Here is a 14,773-nt window from a genome sequence, read left to right on the forward strand (position 1 = left end):
ACGCCATTACACGCCATTACACGGAGGTTGCTATGGCGCCGGCTCTACTCGTCATCCCGGCGAATGCCGGGATCCAGGTGCTGGAGTCTGGATGCCGGATCAAGTCCGGCATGACGGGAGATGCGGGAGCTGGATGTTGGATCAAGTCCGGCATGACGGGTGTTGCGGGGGCTGGATGCCGGATCAAGTCCGGTATGACGGGAGATGCGGGAGCTGGATGTCGGATCAGGTCCGGCATGATGGGAGATGCGGGAGCCGGATATCGAATCAGACCCGGTATGGCGGCGCGACGCGATGCTTGGGCTTTCACTACACTTTAAAATTGGTGCTTAACTTACCGCGGCTGGTTTATGTGCTGGCCGCCATTTGCTTGTTGGGCCGCAGCCGATCCCGTAATATCGGCGGCCGTTTCGTCCATAAATTAAACAGCGCTGACCTATCCACAATGTCGAGAATTTATACGCGCCCCAATTACCGCGCCATTATGTCGGTTATCGCGCTACTTTTTATCGCGAGTTTTGCCAATGCGCAAAGCTATGAGCAACTTTACAGCGATTACCGCGGCAGTCTGTACCAGATCCGCCTGATCGAAAAGTCCTCCAATTCCAAGGCGGGTCTGGGCTCAGGTTTCCAAATTTCTGCTGATGGACTGATTGTCACCAATTACCACGTCGTGTCGGAAGCGGTGCACGACCCGGAACGATACATTCTTAGATACCTGTCGGTGGATGGAAAAAAAGGGGATCTCGAGCTGCTGGATGTAGACGTGATCAACGATCTGGCGATCCTGCGTCAAAAGGGCGAGCCGGGACCGGATTCCCTGCGCCTTGCGCAGAATCCACCGAGCAGAGGAGAAACCATCGTTTCCATGGGCAACCCGCTGGATCTCGGCATGACCATTGTGCCGGGCACCTACAACGGTATTGCTACCGGCAGCTTTTACGACCGCATCCATTTTTCCGGTTCCATCAATCCGGGCATGAGCGGCGGCCCGGTGGTCAATCGCAATGGGGAAGTGGTGGGGATCAATGTGGCCACGGCAGGCAATCAGATCAGTTTCCTGGTGCCAGTGGACAAGTTGGTTGCGCTGCTCGCGGATTTCCGCAAAGAAATGACTGCGGGTAATGGTCCCATCGCCCTGCAGCCAGTGATTAACCGCCAGTTACACAACAATCAGCAGCGCATCATCGACCAGATTCTGAACGCCGATTGGCAACTGCGTCCTCTGGGCGATGCGCTGGTAGTGGGTGAAATCGTGCCGGCGATACAATGCTGGGGAAACTCCACCGACGATGAGGACGAACCCATCCAGCAGGTCGCCAAGGGCTGTACCGGCCAGGACGTGGTGTACCTGTCGGAGACCTTTGATACCGGGAGGGTGGAGTATGAATTTTTCTGGCTGGAGTCCGACGACACACTGGCCTCTTCACGTTTTTACAGCGCCTATGAAGACGAGATGAGCGGCTTCTACCCGGGTAACAGTGCCGGCGAAGACGATGTGACCGAATTCAATTGCAAGCAGCAGTTCACCACTCACCCGCGCAATGGTGCGGACCAGAGCACCGATGACAGCAGTGCACAGAAGCCGCCCAGGGCCAATGGCAACACGAAGCCCGCCATCGCGCGCACGTCTTTTTGCGTGCGTCGCTATAAGGAATTTCCGGATCTCTACGATGTGTTTTACGTAAGCCTTACCGTGGACCAGGCCAACCGCGCGCTGGTAAGCCACTTTACCCTGTCCGGATTCACCAAAGAGTCTGCCAATGCGTTTACCGACAAGTTTGTGAGCGAGATTCAATGGCACTGATTATCGAAGAAATCAATCGTGCCCACCGGGTAAGTGCCCGCTATCGCATGGATGGTGACCGGGCCACCATCGGGCGCTGTTACGACAACGCGGTGATGCTGGAGGACCCCCACGTGGATCCAGTACACGCGGAAGTGGTGAGGGATGAAGACGGCTGTTATGTGCTGCGGGATCTGTCCAGCCTGAATGGCCTGCGCCTGGTGCGTAATTTTCGCGACAAATCCATCAAGCCTGCGGCAATCCGCGAGCGCCAGATACGCTGCGGCGACGAAATCCAACTCGGCAAGAGCCGGGTGCGTTTTATCGATACCGACATGAGTGTGGCACCGGCCGTCCCCCTGCATTCGGCGGAAACCGTGTTCGACCGCCTGGCAACGCCGCTTGTGGCAGCGACACTGTGCCTGTTGGTGGCGGGCCTCAGTCTCTGGCTCGCGTGGCTCGGCACCAGCAGCGCGTTGGAGTGGACCGGCGCGGTCAAGGTGCTCACCGATGCAGTCATCGGTCTGCTGATATACGCCGCCGCCTGGGCCTTTATCGGCAAGGTGGTGAAGCACGAGGCGCATTTCCTCGCGCATCTTTCCATCGCGGCTGCTGCAGCCCTCATCTATGCGGGCTGGCAGTGGTTCGGCACTCTGCTCAACTTCAATTTCAACCTGAGTCAGGTACTGCCACTGCTCAATATCCTCGCGCTGGCGGTGTTGTTGCCGGTGATGCTGTGGTGTGCCACCTATCTGGCGCTGAATGTCGCCCCACACTGGCGGCTACTGGGCTCGGTGCTGCTGCCTTGGAGCTTCCTCGGCTTCGCCGCGGCAGTAGAGGTCGGCAATATGGATGAATTCAGCGAATCACCGCAGGTGTCCACGGAGCTGAAATCGAAAGACTGGCTGTTCCGTACGCCGGTACCACTGGAGAAATTCCTCGCCGACGCGCCGGAGCTGTTCGACATACCGATAGAGAAGTCGGACGACAAGAAAGGCAAGAAAAGCGCAAACAAGGATTCCACGGAAGAAGATCCGCACGACGAGGAAATTCGCGGCGAATAGCCATCGCAGTCTGCGCGCACACGGCATAAAATCTCCGCCCGCCGATCCAGCAACGCAATGATCCTCGGCGCCCAAGGAGTGAATGCCATGACCGAGCCCACCAATGATCAGATCCCCGGCCACCCGTACTGGAGCCCGGCGGTAGCCCGGCTCCACCCCTATGTGCCGGGTGAGCAGCCGAAAACTACCGCACGCCTGATCAAGCTCAATACCAATGAGAGCCCCTACCCGCCCTCGCCCAAGGCCCAGGCGGTGCTGCAGGACCCGCAGTTGCCACAGCGCCTGCGCCTGTATCCCGATCCGGAATCCACCGAGCTGCGCGAGACCATCGCCGCGCAGTTTGGCCTGGCGCCGGCGCAGGTATTTGTGGGCAACGGCTCCGACGAGGTGCTGGCGCACGCGTTCTACAGCTTCTTTCAGCGCCCGGAAGCGCTGCTGTTTCCAGACATCACCTACAGCTTTTATCCGGTGTATTGCGAGCTCTATGGCATCGAGGCGCGCACCCTGCCGCTGCGGGAGGATTTTTCCATCGCGGTGGAGGATTACGCGATCGACAATGCTGGCGGCGTGATCCTCCCCAATCCGAACGCGCCCACAGGGCGCTACCTGCCGCTGGCGAAGATCGAAAAACTGCTGGCACTGCACCCCGGGCGCGTGGTGGTGATCGACGAGGCCTACATTGATTTCGGTGGCGACAGCGCGGTTTCCCTGATTGAGCGCTACCCCAACCTGCTGGTGGTGCACACGCTATCCAAGTCCCACGCGCTGGCGGGCCTGCGGGTTGGCTATGCCCTCGGCCAGGAGCACCTGATCGAGGGGCTGAACCGGGCGAAGAATTCCTTCAACTCCTACCCCATCGACGGCATCGCGCAGAAGGTGGCGACGGCGGCGATTGCGGATCGCGAGTGGCTCGCAGACAACTGCGCAAAAGTGATCGCCACGCGCGAGCACACCTGCGCACAGTTGCTCGAGCTGGGATTCGAGATTATTCCCTCCACGGCCAACTTTATCTTTGCCAAGCCGCCGAAAATTTCCGCGGAAGCGCTGTTTCTGGCCCTGCGCGAGCGCAACATTATCGTGCGCTATTTCAACAAGCCGCGCATCAGCGAGTACCTGCGGATCAGTATCGGCACGGATGAGGAGATGACGGCGCTGGTGGAGGCCTGCCGGGAAGTACTGTAAGTGGCCGCGCTTACGGATTGGTGAGCTGCAGCCGCTTCAGCCCAAAGCGTTTGGACAGGATGCGGTCGCGCAGCCAGCGCGGTAGCCAGCGCGCCATCCACGGCAGCAGGCTGCTCTTGTTGCCGATCCTGAGCAGGGTGGACGGACGCTTGCGCAGCAGCTCGGCCGCCAGGCGCTTGGCCAGATCCCGCGCCAGGGTGGCGTTCTGCTGGGATTCCAAGGCGCGGGCGCGCACATGGTCTTCACTGCGTTTGTACCAGGAGTCCGGCGCCAGCAGGCCTCGCAGCGAAGTCTCGGCGTGACGGCCAAATTCCGACGCGATGGCCCCCGGCTGCACCGTGACCACACGGATGCCGAAGGGTTTCAGCTCCAGACGCAGTACATCGGACAAAGTGTGCAGAGCGGATTTGGACGCGCAGTAGGCGCCGGAGAAGGGTGTCGGCATCACCCCGGACACGGAGCCGATATTGCAGATCACACCGTGGCGGCGGGATTTCAGCAGCGGCGCACAGGCCCGCGCCAGCGCCATCGGCGCGAATACATTCGTGCGGAACTGGGCTTCCAATGCGCGGGTATCCAGCTCCAGCAGCGGCCCCATCTGGCCGTAGCCGGCGTTATTGACGAGGATATCCAAGCGCCCGTAGGCGGTCTTGATGGCGTGCACCACGCGGTTGATGTCCGCCTGATTGTTCACGTCCAGCGCCTCGGTGGCGATGCCCACATCCGCCAGTTCCTGCAGGGCCTCGGCGCGGCGGGCGGTGGCGATGACGATGGTACCGCGCGCGTGCAGCGCCAGCGCCAGTTCGCGGCCAATACCACTGGAGCAACCGGTAATCAGCGCCACCCGGTCCGGCACCACATAGCCGCGGCCAATCTGCGCCAGGCTTTCGGCGGCGAAATTCTGATCAGAGAGGCGGAACCGGTTGGCGGGGGGCTTGCTCACGTTTCTATTCCCAAACTGCGTCCAAAACTGCGCTGTGTCTAAATCCGACTCAATCGGACAGGGCTGGTGTCAGTTGGAAGTGGGGATTCTGAATCAGCCCGAAGACGTTGCCAAAGGGATCGAGGAAACTGGCCATGAGTATGCCCTCTCCCACGTCGACAATTTCTCCGTGCTGGCGCGCGCCGAGGCCGTTCATACGCTCGACCTGGGCGGCGATATCGGCAACGCCCCAGTAGGCGACGACGCCGTCGGCACGACTGATCACATTGCGCGCATTGGGATCGAGTCCCAGCTCGAATCCGCCGATATTGAAGCCGACGTAGCTTTCCGCTTCAAAGTAGGGCTCCACTTCCAACAGGGTGGTATACCACGCTTTGGCTTCTTCCAGATTACTGACGCCGTAGATGACGCTTTGTACCCCTGAAAACTGACTCACCTCAGACCTCCTTTTGGAGATTTGTTTCCTGCGTTGCGATGTACTGCTTGTTGGTTGTCACCGCTTTATTTTTGTATGCTTTTCGAACAACGCTTTGGCGTTATTCGAGTTCCTGCTCCAGTTGTTCGAGCAGGTCGAGGGGTTCAATTTCTTCCCCTTCGAGATCGTCGTTCCAGTTGATGCCGACGAGTAGTACGTCATCGTGCATGCCGGTGAGCCAGTCGTCCATGAATTCTTCGAGGTCGATGGCGACGACCTGGTATTCGGCCCAGTCGTCGGCGATATGCGCTTCGGCGAATTCGCGCTGGGACCAGAAGGGCATGACGTCGGTGCCGGGGCGGGTTTCTGATTCGCACAGGGCAAACCCTTCTTCCCCTTCCAGCGCCCACACGCACCCCTGATCTACCGCTTCCGGCAGAAAGCGCTCACAGTTGTCCTCAAAATCGTCTCCGAGTGGTTCCAATTCCATACCGGCTTGCCTTGAAAATGATTTGGGGAGTTTACGTCAGATTCCGCCGGATAAGTAGAAACTTGCGCAGTGTTGTGGGGTTTGTGGTCCCAAGTCGGCGGAGCCTGTGGCGCTGGATCACTGGGTATGCGTTTTTGGAACCGCTGTGAATACATCCCTGTACGCTGCGTCGGCGACGTCCCTGTCGCCGACGCTTCCAAAAACGCATACCCAGCACTCCAGCTTAAATTCGACCGACAGTAGTACTTGGCAACAGTAAGGACAGCGCGCTTACGAAGTAGATCAGGTCAAAATGAAGCCCGGGTGACGGGGGAGGGTTTTCAAAAGCGTCGCAAACAGGGATGTTTGCGACGCAGCGTACAGGGACGTATTCACAGCGGTTTTGAAAACCCTCACCCGTTGCCCGGGCGCCACCAAACCAGCTTTAGAGCACCCATAACCCAACTTCAAAGCTGCAACCGATGCCCGTTTTCCTTCAACCAGCGCCGCAATGTCCGGTAATCGGGACAGAGACTGGCTACAAGATCCCAGAATGCCCGGCTGTGGTTGTGGTGCCGCAGATGGCAGACCTCGTGGATCACCAGGTAATCCACCACAGGCTCAGGGGCGAGGCAGACCAGCCAGTTGTACTGCAGCTCGCCGCGAATGGTGCAGTGCCCCCACTTGCTGCGGGTGCGCCGCACTTTTACCGAGGAAAATTCCAACCCCAGAAGGCCGGCAAAATAGCGGGATTTTCGCGTAAGGGTATCCAGCGCTTCGCGCTGGTAGAGCTTCTGCAGAGCAGCCTGTATCTGCCCGTCATCCGGTTCGCGGTTGCGGCAGTAAAGCTGGATATAGCCATCGCGAATCCCCGCATCCCCCGCGCAGGCCGCGCGGTCCAATTCCAGGGACTTGCCCAGCCAGGGGAAACGTGCACCAAACGCAAAATGATGCTCCGGCACCTGCGCCTGCCGGCGTTCAAGCCCGCGCAGCTGATCTCGCACCCAGGCGATATTGTCACGCAGGAACTGGTGACCGTGCTGCGCGGCGCAGCGTTGGGGAATCCGCACTTCCGCGCCCTTCTCCGTCACCACCAGCCCCAACCGCTTGCGCCGCGGTGAGCGGGACAGACGGTAGGAGACTTCCTCGAAGGTAAACAGATCCGCGGTCACGACAGATTAAGAATCAGCAATTACTGCGAAGGCACCGGCACCACCGCCATGGTGATGCGGGAAATGCAGTTGAGCTTGCCCTTGGGATCCTGGATACGGATTTCCCATACCTGACTGCTGCGGCCGATATGCACCGCGCTGGCTTTGGCGGTAACCACGCCCTCCGGCACGGGGCGTAGGTGGTTGGCGTTGATCTCCTGGCCCACACAGTAAAACTTGCTGTTATCCACCACCATGTTCGCAGCCAGCGAGCCGAGGGTTTCCGCCAGTGCCACGCTGGCGCCGCCGTGCAGGATGCCAAAGGGCTGACGGGTGCGGTCGTCAACCGGCATGGTGCCAACGAGGTAGTCGTCGCCCACTTCGGTGATTTTCATGCCCAGGTAGCCGGGCATGCAGTTGCCCATGCTCTGATTGATTTCGTCCAGGGTGGGGTTGCCGTGCCAGATTGCCATTTGATCACCTGATTGATTTCATAACACTGAGCGCAATATCAGTAAAACAGCATCGGATTGAAAGCACCAAAGCCGCCAAAGCGCATCATCTCAGCTTCCAGGTGGCGCATTTCCCGCAGCAGGCCGCGGCGCTGGCTGCGCAGGGCGCGAGCTTCCTCCTTGGATTCGGCGTCCTCCAGCGCGTGCTCGACCCGAGCGACCTCGCGCTCCGCTTCGTAATACTGGCGCTCCAGCGCCGCATACTGCTGCTCGGCCTGATATACCGCGAGGCCGCGCTCGTAGTTGGCGAGGAACAGGTCGGCGGTGGGGCCGGTACAGACACCTTCATAGTTGTTTCCGCGGCGCCCGACCACAAACCCGTTCTCCGGGGTGCAAAACTGTTCGATGCCTGCTTCGTGACCGCGCATCCAGGCGGCGGTATCGGTGCGCACGCCATATTCGTGGCACTTCTGGGCGATCTGGTAGACGGTGGCCTGGCTGCGGCCGCGGGCGCCATCTTCAATGCCGCGCTCGTACCAGAGGCCGGCCTGGCATTCATTTTCGGAAATCACGGCGCAGCCGCCGGCGAGGATGAGCCACGCGGGAAGTGCCATAAGGGTGAGCCGTTTCCAGAGTTTCATGTTGTTATCCACCGTTGTACGGCTTTATTGAACGCTCCTGCCGGTGAACCTGTGCTGAATCAGCCAAAGCGCTTGTCGGCCACGAAGGGGTTGGTCTGGCGCTCCTGCCCGAAGGTGGACATGGGGCCGTGGCCGGGAATGAATTTTACGGCGTCGCCCAGGGGCCAGAGCTTTTTGGTGATGGAGTCGATGAGGTCCTGGTGATTGCTCATGGGGAAGTCGGTGCGGCCGATGGAACCGGCGAAGAGGACGTCGCCCACCAGTGCGAGGTTGCTTTCGCGGTGGAAAAAGATGACGTGACCGGGGGTGTGACCGGGGCAGTGCACAACTTCAAGCACTTCGTCGCCGACGGTGACGGTATCGCCGTCGTTGAGCCAGCGGTCGGGGGTGAAGGTTTCCACCGGCGGAAAGCCGTACATCTGAGCCTGGACGGCGATTTTTTCGATCCAGAACTGGTCGGCCTGTTGGGGCCCTTCCACGGGAAGATTGAGCTGGCGCGACAAGGGGGCGGTGCCGCCGACGTGGTCGAGGTGGCCGTGGGTGAGGAGGATTTTTTCCAGTTTGAGGCCGCGCTCGTCGACGGCTTTGAGGATGCGGTCGATGTCGCCACCCGGGTCAACCACGGCCGCGCGCTTGCTGTCGTCGCACCACAGGAGGGTGCAGTTTTGCTGGAAGGGCGTGACGGGGACCGAGTGAAATTGCAGAGCCATGGGAGTACCTGTTTAGTCTTCGCGTGCGGAGTATAACCTCGCCCGCCCCTATCACTGAATGGGAGCTCCGAATTTGCCCATGTGGCGGGACCGCTACCGGGCGGGGGCTTGCGAGACACGAGCTAGGCGCCCCCCCCTCAACCCATCCCTGGGGGCTCTTCCGCGAGGCCCCTCTCGCGGAAGGTCTCGCAAGCCCCCACCCGGTATCGTTCCCTTCGCATTGAGTTCTTACCCTTGCTCAGGCTATCGCGGTCGCGCGCTGCAGCGGGCTCGGCCGGCGTGCTGTGGTTTTTTTAAGCACCTCGGTGACATCCTCGACCAGATTCCTCAGCACCATCTCGCTCTGCCAGTAGCCGTCGTGGGATACCAGTTGCGGGCCCCAGCTGGCGGCGCTCCAGTCGGCGAGGGGGCGGGTCTCGAAGTCGCGGTAGACGGCCTGGTTGTAGGAGGGGCTGAGGGGTTTGAGGGGCCAGCCGAAGAGGTCGTCGGGGTGGTAGAAGTTTTTCCAGCGGAAGTTGTAGCCGCGGGTGTCGGAGGTGACGGCCTGGATCTGGTCGCGGGCGAGGCCGGCTGTCCACAGGGGGTTGCTGGCGCCGAGGGTGTACCAGTGGGCAAGGGTTTTGCCGCGCAGGAAGAGGTCTTTGGCGGAGCCTTTGTGGACACCTTTCGGGCCGCCGTCGCGCCAGATACCGTGGTTGATGGTGGCGCGCTGGGCGTCCCATAAATAATTGGAGAGGATGCAGCAGCCGATGGAGTGGCTGAGCAGGATAACTGGGGCGTTGTCACTGGTGGCTTTAGCGGCGCGCTCGAAGGTCTGGTAGATGGCCTGCTGTGTTTTTTCGTAGTTGCCACCGCGCTGGTGGATGTCCGCCATCTGCGCAGAGGCTTCGGCGAGGCCGTAGAGCATGAATTTGCGCGCGCGCAGGTAGTCCATATCGCGCTTCTGCATGGCTTCGAACACCCGTTCGAGATTGGGTTGCAGGTGACCCTGGCAAAGGATGGTGTCGGTGTGAATACGGGACCAGTCGGCCCCCAGATGGTCTTTCAGCGCCTGAAACAGCGGCTCGGCAAAGCCTTCGTCCACGGCCCCCATACCCGGTGCCGCCAGGATGACCAGATCAGCCATTGTTCGCTCCCCGCAAGTGTTTTTCTTCGCGTTGTTTTCGGTTTGCTTATTGGATGCGAATACCTCGCCGGGGTTTTCCCGCGCATCGTGTCACTGTGGAATTTGTGCGGTCTGCCTACAAACAAGCTGTGACTCGAGTAGCACAATCACGGGAAACTACCACCGGATGAGGCGCATGGGAAGATTTACGCCATAAAAGATGTAAATTGCGCCACACCGTAGGCCGAGTCTTAGGGCAAAAAAGAAACTCCGGCTCTTTTTGCGGGTGCCGCGGAACTTCCCTGTCAGCACCTCGTCAAAGTAACCAGTTCCCCCAGATCACAATGTGTGAACGCGTAGTGATCGAACTCTCTCATCGTAACTCTGCTTGAAGCCGGCCTTGCGCCGGCTTTTTTCTGGCTGCAAAAGTACGATCAGGGTCTAGGCGGAGCGTCTGAGCGGCGGCGGATCAGGGTGAAGTCGAGTTGCACCTGCTGGCCCTGTTCGGCCTCTCCAGCCCGCATGGCCCGTACCTTTTTCACTAACAGATCCACCGCGGCACGGGACATGTCCACTACAGGCTGGTGAATGGTGGTCAACTCCGGCCAGATGGTGGTCGCCAGGGCGGTATCGTCGAAACCGCAAACCGTGAGATCCCTGGGCACGTCGAGCCCGCGGCGCTGGGCTACGGAGATGGTGGCGGCGGCCATTTCATCATTACAGGCAAAGATAGCGCTGGGTGGGCGCTTCAGGTTCAACAATCCCTCCGCAGCGTTGAGGCCGGAGCGGTAGGTGAAAATCCCCTCCTCTATCAGCTCGTCGGCCACGGGGAGTCCAGAGTCTTTCAGGGCCTGCCTGTAACCTTCCAGACGACGCTGGCTAACCTGCTGACCGCAGTCGCCGGTAATGAAGCCGATACGCTTGTGGCCGAGGGAGGCAATATGCCGGGTCATTTCGTAGGCGGCCTGGTAATCGTCGATCTTGACCACGGAAATGTTGCTGCGCGGCTGCTCCGAGGCAATCAGCACCGCCGGGGTATCGCTGTTTTCCAGCACTTCCAGCACCGTGGGCAGATCCGATAACGGCGGTGGCAACAGCATCGCCTCTACTCCGCCGCTCAGCATGCGCGCCGCCACCGCTTCGGCATTCAGCGCCACATCGCAGTGCTCCACCACCAGCTGGATGTTGTAGCGGCTCGATTGCTCCAGCGCGCCGATCAGAAAGGCGCTGAGGTAGGAAGCATTCAGGTTACTGTGCAGCAGGCCAATCTTGATCTGCGCACCGCCGGCAAGACTGCGCGCGGCGCTGTTGGGGGTGTAGCCAAGGGACCTGATCGCCGCATCAACGGTCTCACGGGTCTTCGCCCGCACATTGTCCTCGCCGTTGATCACACGGGATACGGTCATCGGCGAGACGCCCGCCTCGCGGGCGACGTCGCTGATGGTGGGCGCATTGCGCTGGCGGCGGCTCTGTCTCTGCTTCACGTTACTCTCGATCGGCCAAGCGGGTGAACCGGCATTGTATAACGGATTCAAACGTAACGATAAAACTCTGTATGGGGCAAACCTATTGACAGGGACCGGCATAAAAATGCGGCCTCCAAAGGAACGGATCGCTACTTCGCATCGATAAAGCTGTTGATCGACAGGCGACCACTGCGGGGATCTGTGTCGGGTACGAAGTCTTCGCCGATGGAACCAGAGTGCAGGGAATTACTGCGGTAGATCAGCATGCGGTTGAAGAGCCCCTCTTCGGCGTGCACCTGTTCAAAGAATGGCGTGTCGCCATTGATATAACCGCCTCCCGTAAACTTCGGATCAGCGGCCTCCTTCTGGAGAGTGGAGAAATAATCCTGTCGCCGGCCTTCATTCACCACCTCGTAGCCGGTGGATCTATGCCGGTAAAAAGCCGTACCGCCGTGAGGCTCACGAAATAGGTAGTGGATAGAAGCCAGGCTGGTGGATTGCACCGTGTCAATATGCGGAATACGTTGTATCCACTCAAGTTGCTGCGCGGGCTTGGTTACCATTGAATAATGGCACATGGAGAGTGACAATCGCATGCCACCGAGCTGAAAATAATCAACCAGCAATCCGCTCAGCTGCTCCAGCAAGAATTGCTTGTACTGCAATGGAGCCCTGGCGCGAATACCGGGATAGAAGCGTCCGCCATCCACGAAGGATTTGCTCACCGCCCTTTCCACCATCCGCTCGGGATCTTCAATGCAATTATCCAATACCAAAAGCGGCGCATTTTCGCGGCCAATCGTCAGCTTTTGAATATGCACTTTCGGGTGTAAACGCAGACTCATTGGACCAATGTATCCCGATCGGCTGACCTACAATACTGGTCGATAAAGTCCTGGTGCGCGGGAAGTTCAGATACAACGCTTCTTATACTGGATTTTAATCCCTCTTGAAATTTCTGCATTTCTGCCTCGCTCATCAAACGCGGTAGCGGATGATAACCCTTGGGCTTCAAGCCCTGACCAAGCATTACCTGAACCCAAGAATCCACCCGGAAAAGCTCACCGCTATCCTGATAGGCATGCGCTCGTTCCTCAAACAGCGCGACACGACGAGCGAGGGTTTCAGGAACCTGCATATTTTTACAATGGCGCCAAAAATCACTCTCTTCACGCTCGGTCACATGATAATGGAGCACAATAAAATCACGCACTTTTTCCAGCTCTTCACGAGTCTGCTGATTATATTCATCCACAAGTGAAGGAGAGACACCATCAAAAGGAAAGAGCTGCATCAAGCGCGTAATGCCTGTGACAATCAAGTGAATACTGGTAGATTCCAGTGGCTCCACAAAACCACTCGCCAGCCCCAGAGCGACACAATTCCTGCTCCAGGCTTGATGTCGCCGCCCAGTCTGATAGCGAATCACTCGAGGCTCGGTGATCATTTCACCTTCAATATTGAGCAACAGCTTCTCAATCGCCTCGTCATCGGACATAAAATGACTGCTATAAACAAGACCATTCCCCACCCGATTCTGAAGTGGTATTCGCCACTGCCAACCGGCCTCATGAGCAATCGAGCGGGTATATGGCATCGCCGGACCAGTCGCCTCGGTTTGCAGAGGTACAGCACTGTTACAAGGTAACCAATGGGACCAGTCCTCAAAGCCGACACCCAGGGTCTTTTGCATTAAAAGCGCCCGAAAGCCAGTGCAGTCGATAAACAGATCACCGTTTATTCTTCGGCCACCCTCCAATACCAAAGACTCGATATTGCCGGTCTCGTGGTTCTGCTCCACTTCGCTAATTTTCCCCTCTACCCGCGTCACTCCGTAACGCTCGCTAAAAGTCCGCAAAAACTTTGCGTACTTGCCCGCATCGAGGTGGTAAGCGAAATTAACCGGTGACTTCGGCGAAGTCGCAAACTTTCCGGCCTCGGCGGCTTGCAACTCCAGACAAAAGTCGCCAATGTCGGAATCAAATCCCATTTCCCTGCCGTGCAACCAGAAGTGGTGAAAGTCACACATCCAGGCGGTGGCACCCATTTTCCCGAAGGCATGGATATACCGATCGCCTTTTTTGCCCCAGTTTTCGAAGGCTATACCCAGTTTCGCCGTCGCCTGGGTCGCGCGCATGAATTGCTTCTCATCAATGCCCAATAGCTTGTGAAAAGTACGAAGAGGTGGGATTGTCGCTTCACCCACACCCACGGTTCCAATTTGCTCAGACTCCACCAGAGTGATATCCAGCAATTCGCCCAACTTCTTCGACAGGGCCGCGGCGGCAATCCAACCAGCCGTTCCGCCTCCGGCAATCACAACTCTCGAGATTTTATTATTATCTTGACTCATCTCACTACCTGTTAAGCTTGTGCAGCAGCATCGCTCGCAATTGTCGCACTTTCATATCATCCATCTTTCCCAAAGCACCTTCCGCATGGGCTGGCAGGTGGGCGCGTGGGCGCTCCGGATCTCCAAAGATGTAATAGTCGAAAATATGCTTCCAACCAGCCCGCTCATGTTCCGGCCTGTCGCGCAAACTCATTAATGCGTGATACAACACATTCATGGGTGTTCCCAGATATTGCGGCGAGGTGCTCCACCAGTAATTGATGAGCACATTAAACGGCGAAAAAGCCTCCACTTGATGCCACCAGAGGCTGGGGTAGAAAACAGCATCTCCCGGTTCTAAGTCCGCCACCTGAGCTGACGCAAGCGCCTCGCGAAAACGGGGATATTGATCAAAGTCCGGATTAGAGAAATCCACCATGCTCACCGCCTGACCACCGGGCGTCGGCTCCAATGGGCCGGGATAAAGGTTGTCAATCTGATCTGGTGGAAAGAGAGTAAACCGGCGCTTACCGGCCACACAACAAGCGAGATTATTGGGTGCATCGTAATGCGCGGAGGCGATTGACCGATTGCCAATCCAGATGCTGGTAAGTGGCGCTCCGGACTCAAACATAGGGTCATCGAAGACCAAATCGTTTTCTGCACGAAGACCCGGCAAACAGGCATCCAGAGTAGTTGACCCCACATAAATAGAAGGTGGGTTGTCGTTTTCCAGATACTCACCGATCCGATCCAGAACCTGATCCAGAAGGATACGATGATTATCAAAATTCAACCCACTTATATCTTTATTGTAGAAATATTTCCCCTTTATATCCGGCGCTCCCTGATACGCAGAGACGGTCTTCCCGTTGTGAAATGATTTCAGGTAGTTTATCGCTTCTTGCGCTGATTTCTTACCGGCCCTGCACAACGCCCAATTCCTTGCGAGCCCCTTCAGAACAACCGGCTGACAATCTTCCATCAGACTCTGCCAGGGAATACTATCCGGGCAAACACCATCAATAACTTTTGTTTTTCTCTGTATTTCCATAAG

General features: G+C 58.2%; 15 protein-coding genes. 3 read left to right on the forward strand and 12 right to left on the reverse strand.

Translation table 11 applies throughout. The features are described from left to right. The first annotated feature begins 445 nt into the window (after positions 1–445). The 3 genes from GNX18_RS10485 to hisC all read left to right on the forward strand — a co-directional run bounded on the left by GNX18_RS10485 (position 446) and on the right by hisC (position 4,032). Entirely contained in the window at positions 446–1,807 is a 1,362-nt protein-coding gene (locus GNX18_RS10485) for a S1C family serine protease (protein ID WP_240913967.1), read from the forward strand. Continuing rightward, positions 1,798–2,850, forward strand: coding sequence for an FHA domain-containing protein (locus GNX18_RS10490; RefSeq protein ID WP_166217791.1), 1,053 nt, complete (start codon positions 1,798–1,800; stop codon positions 2,848–2,850). The genes GNX18_RS10485 and GNX18_RS10490 overlap by 10 nt, the downstream gene beginning before the upstream one ends. 87 nt (positions 2,851–2,937) lie before the next feature. Continuing rightward, positions 2,938–4,032, forward strand: coding sequence for a histidinol-phosphate transaminase (gene hisC, locus GNX18_RS10495; protein WP_166217794.1), 1,095 nt, complete (start codon positions 2,938–2,940; stop codon positions 4,030–4,032). Positions 4,033–4,042: 10 nt separating this feature from the next. On the opposite strand, the gene GNX18_RS10500 is transcribed toward hisC, so the two are convergent. From GNX18_RS10500 to GNX18_RS10555, 12 genes are all read right to left on the reverse strand, one after another. Continuing rightward, a complete protein-coding gene (locus tag GNX18_RS10500; protein WP_138236761.1) occupies positions 4,043–4,975 on the reverse strand; it encodes an SDR family oxidoreductase in 933 nt (310 codons plus the stop codon). Between the two features lie 49 nt (positions 4,976–5,024). Further along, entirely contained in the window at positions 5,025–5,411 is a 387-nt protein-coding gene (locus GNX18_RS10505; RefSeq protein ID WP_166217796.1) for a VOC family protein, read from the reverse strand. 100 nt (positions 5,412–5,511) lie between these two features. Continuing rightward, a complete protein-coding gene (locus GNX18_RS10510; RefSeq protein ID WP_138236763.1) occupies positions 5,512–5,880 on the reverse strand; it encodes a DUF2750 domain-containing protein in 369 nt (122 codons plus the stop codon). A gap of 446 nt (positions 5,881–6,326) precedes the next feature. Beyond that, the gene (locus GNX18_RS10515) at positions 6,327–7,031 is read right to left on the reverse strand and encodes a M48 family metallopeptidase (protein ID WP_166217799.1); all 705 of its coding nucleotides are present in this window, start codon (positions 7,029–7,031) and stop codon (positions 6,327–6,329) included. Between the two features lie 20 nt (positions 7,032–7,051). Continuing rightward, complete coding sequence (locus GNX18_RS10520) at positions 7,052–7,483, reverse strand: hotdog fold thioesterase (protein ID WP_166217802.1); 432 nt, start codon at positions 7,481–7,483, stop codon at positions 7,052–7,054. A 38-nt stretch (positions 7,484–7,521) separates the two neighbouring features. After that, positions 7,522–8,103, reverse strand: a complete 582-nt coding sequence (locus GNX18_RS10525; protein ID WP_240913968.1) for a DUF2799 domain-containing protein — start codon at positions 8,101–8,103, stop codon at positions 7,522–7,524. Between the two features lie 59 nt (positions 8,104–8,162). Next, positions 8,163–8,813, reverse strand: coding sequence for an MBL fold metallo-hydrolase (locus GNX18_RS10530; protein WP_166217808.1), 651 nt, complete (start codon positions 8,811–8,813; stop codon positions 8,163–8,165). A gap of 238 nt (positions 8,814–9,051) precedes the next feature. Then, positions 9,052–9,939 (reverse strand): hypothetical protein, encoded by an 888-nt coding sequence (locus tag GNX18_RS10535; RefSeq protein ID WP_166217811.1) that lies wholly within the window; start codon positions 9,937–9,939, stop codon positions 9,052–9,054. Positions 9,940–10,352: 413 nt separating this feature from the next. After that, complete coding sequence (locus tag GNX18_RS10540) at positions 10,353–11,402, reverse strand: LacI family DNA-binding transcriptional regulator (protein ID WP_205827856.1); 1,050 nt, start codon at positions 11,400–11,402, stop codon at positions 10,353–10,355. Positions 11,403–11,533: 131 nt separating this feature from the next. Beyond that, positions 11,534–12,229: a DUF6445 family protein gene (locus GNX18_RS10545; RefSeq protein WP_166217817.1), complete on the reverse strand. Its 696-nt coding sequence runs from the start codon at positions 12,227–12,229 to the stop codon at positions 11,534–11,536. Next, positions 12,226–13,737, reverse strand: coding sequence for a tryptophan halogenase family protein (locus GNX18_RS10550; protein WP_166217820.1), 1,512 nt, complete (start codon positions 13,735–13,737; stop codon positions 12,226–12,228). The genes GNX18_RS10545 and GNX18_RS10550 overlap by 4 nt, the downstream gene beginning before the upstream one ends. 4 nt (positions 13,738–13,741) lie before the next feature. Further along, entirely contained in the window at positions 13,742–14,770 is a 1,029-nt protein-coding gene (locus GNX18_RS10555; protein WP_166217823.1) for a cupin-like domain-containing protein, read from the reverse strand. Positions 14,771–14,773 lie beyond the last annotated feature (3 nt).

Origin of the sequence: Microbulbifer sp. SH-1, assembly GCF_011326135.1 — a bacterium.
Lineage (GTDB): Bacteria > Pseudomonadota > Gammaproteobacteria > Pseudomonadales > Cellvibrionaceae > Microbulbifer > Microbulbifer harenosus.

Bases quoted from the DNA above. Each gene is read 5' to 3' on its own strand.
- GNX18_RS10485 (WP_240913967.1), top strand. From the start codon at position 446: ATGTCGAGAATTTATACGCGCCCCAATTACCGCGCCATTATGTCGGTT.
- GNX18_RS10490 (WP_166217791.1), top strand. From the start codon at position 1,798: ATGGCACTGATTATCGAAGAAATCAATCGTGCCCACCGGGTAAGTGCC.
- hisC (WP_166217794.1), top strand. From the start codon at position 2,938: ATGACCGAGCCCACCAATGATCAGATCCCCGGCCACCCGTACTGGAGC.
- GNX18_RS10510 (WP_138236763.1), bottom strand. From the start codon at position 5,880: ATGGAATTGGAACCACTCGGAGACGATTTTGAGGACAACTGTGAGCGC.
- GNX18_RS10520 (WP_166217802.1), bottom strand. From the start codon at position 7,483: ATGGCAATCTGGCACGGCAACCCCACCCTGGACGAAATCAATCAGAGC.
- GNX18_RS10525 (WP_240913968.1), bottom strand. From the start codon at position 8,103: ATGAAACTCTGGAAACGGCTCACCCTTATGGCACTTCCCGCGTGGCTC.
- GNX18_RS10530 (WP_166217808.1), bottom strand. From the start codon at position 8,813: ATGGCTCTGCAATTTCACTCGGTCCCCGTCACGCCCTTCCAGCAAAAC.
- GNX18_RS10535 (WP_166217811.1), bottom strand. From the start codon at position 9,939: ATGGCTGATCTGGTCATCCTGGCGGCACCGGGTATGGGGGCCGTGGAC.
- GNX18_RS10545 (WP_166217817.1), bottom strand. From the start codon at position 12,229: ATGAGTCTGCGTTTACACCCGAAAGTGCATATTCAAAAGCTGACGATT.
- GNX18_RS10550 (WP_166217820.1), bottom strand. From the start codon at position 13,737: ATGAGTCAAGATAATAATAAAATCTCGAGAGTTGTGATTGCCGGAGGC.
- GNX18_RS10555 (WP_166217823.1), bottom strand. From the start codon at position 14,770: ATGGAAATACAGAGAAAAACAAAAGTTATTGATGGTGTTTGCCCGGAT.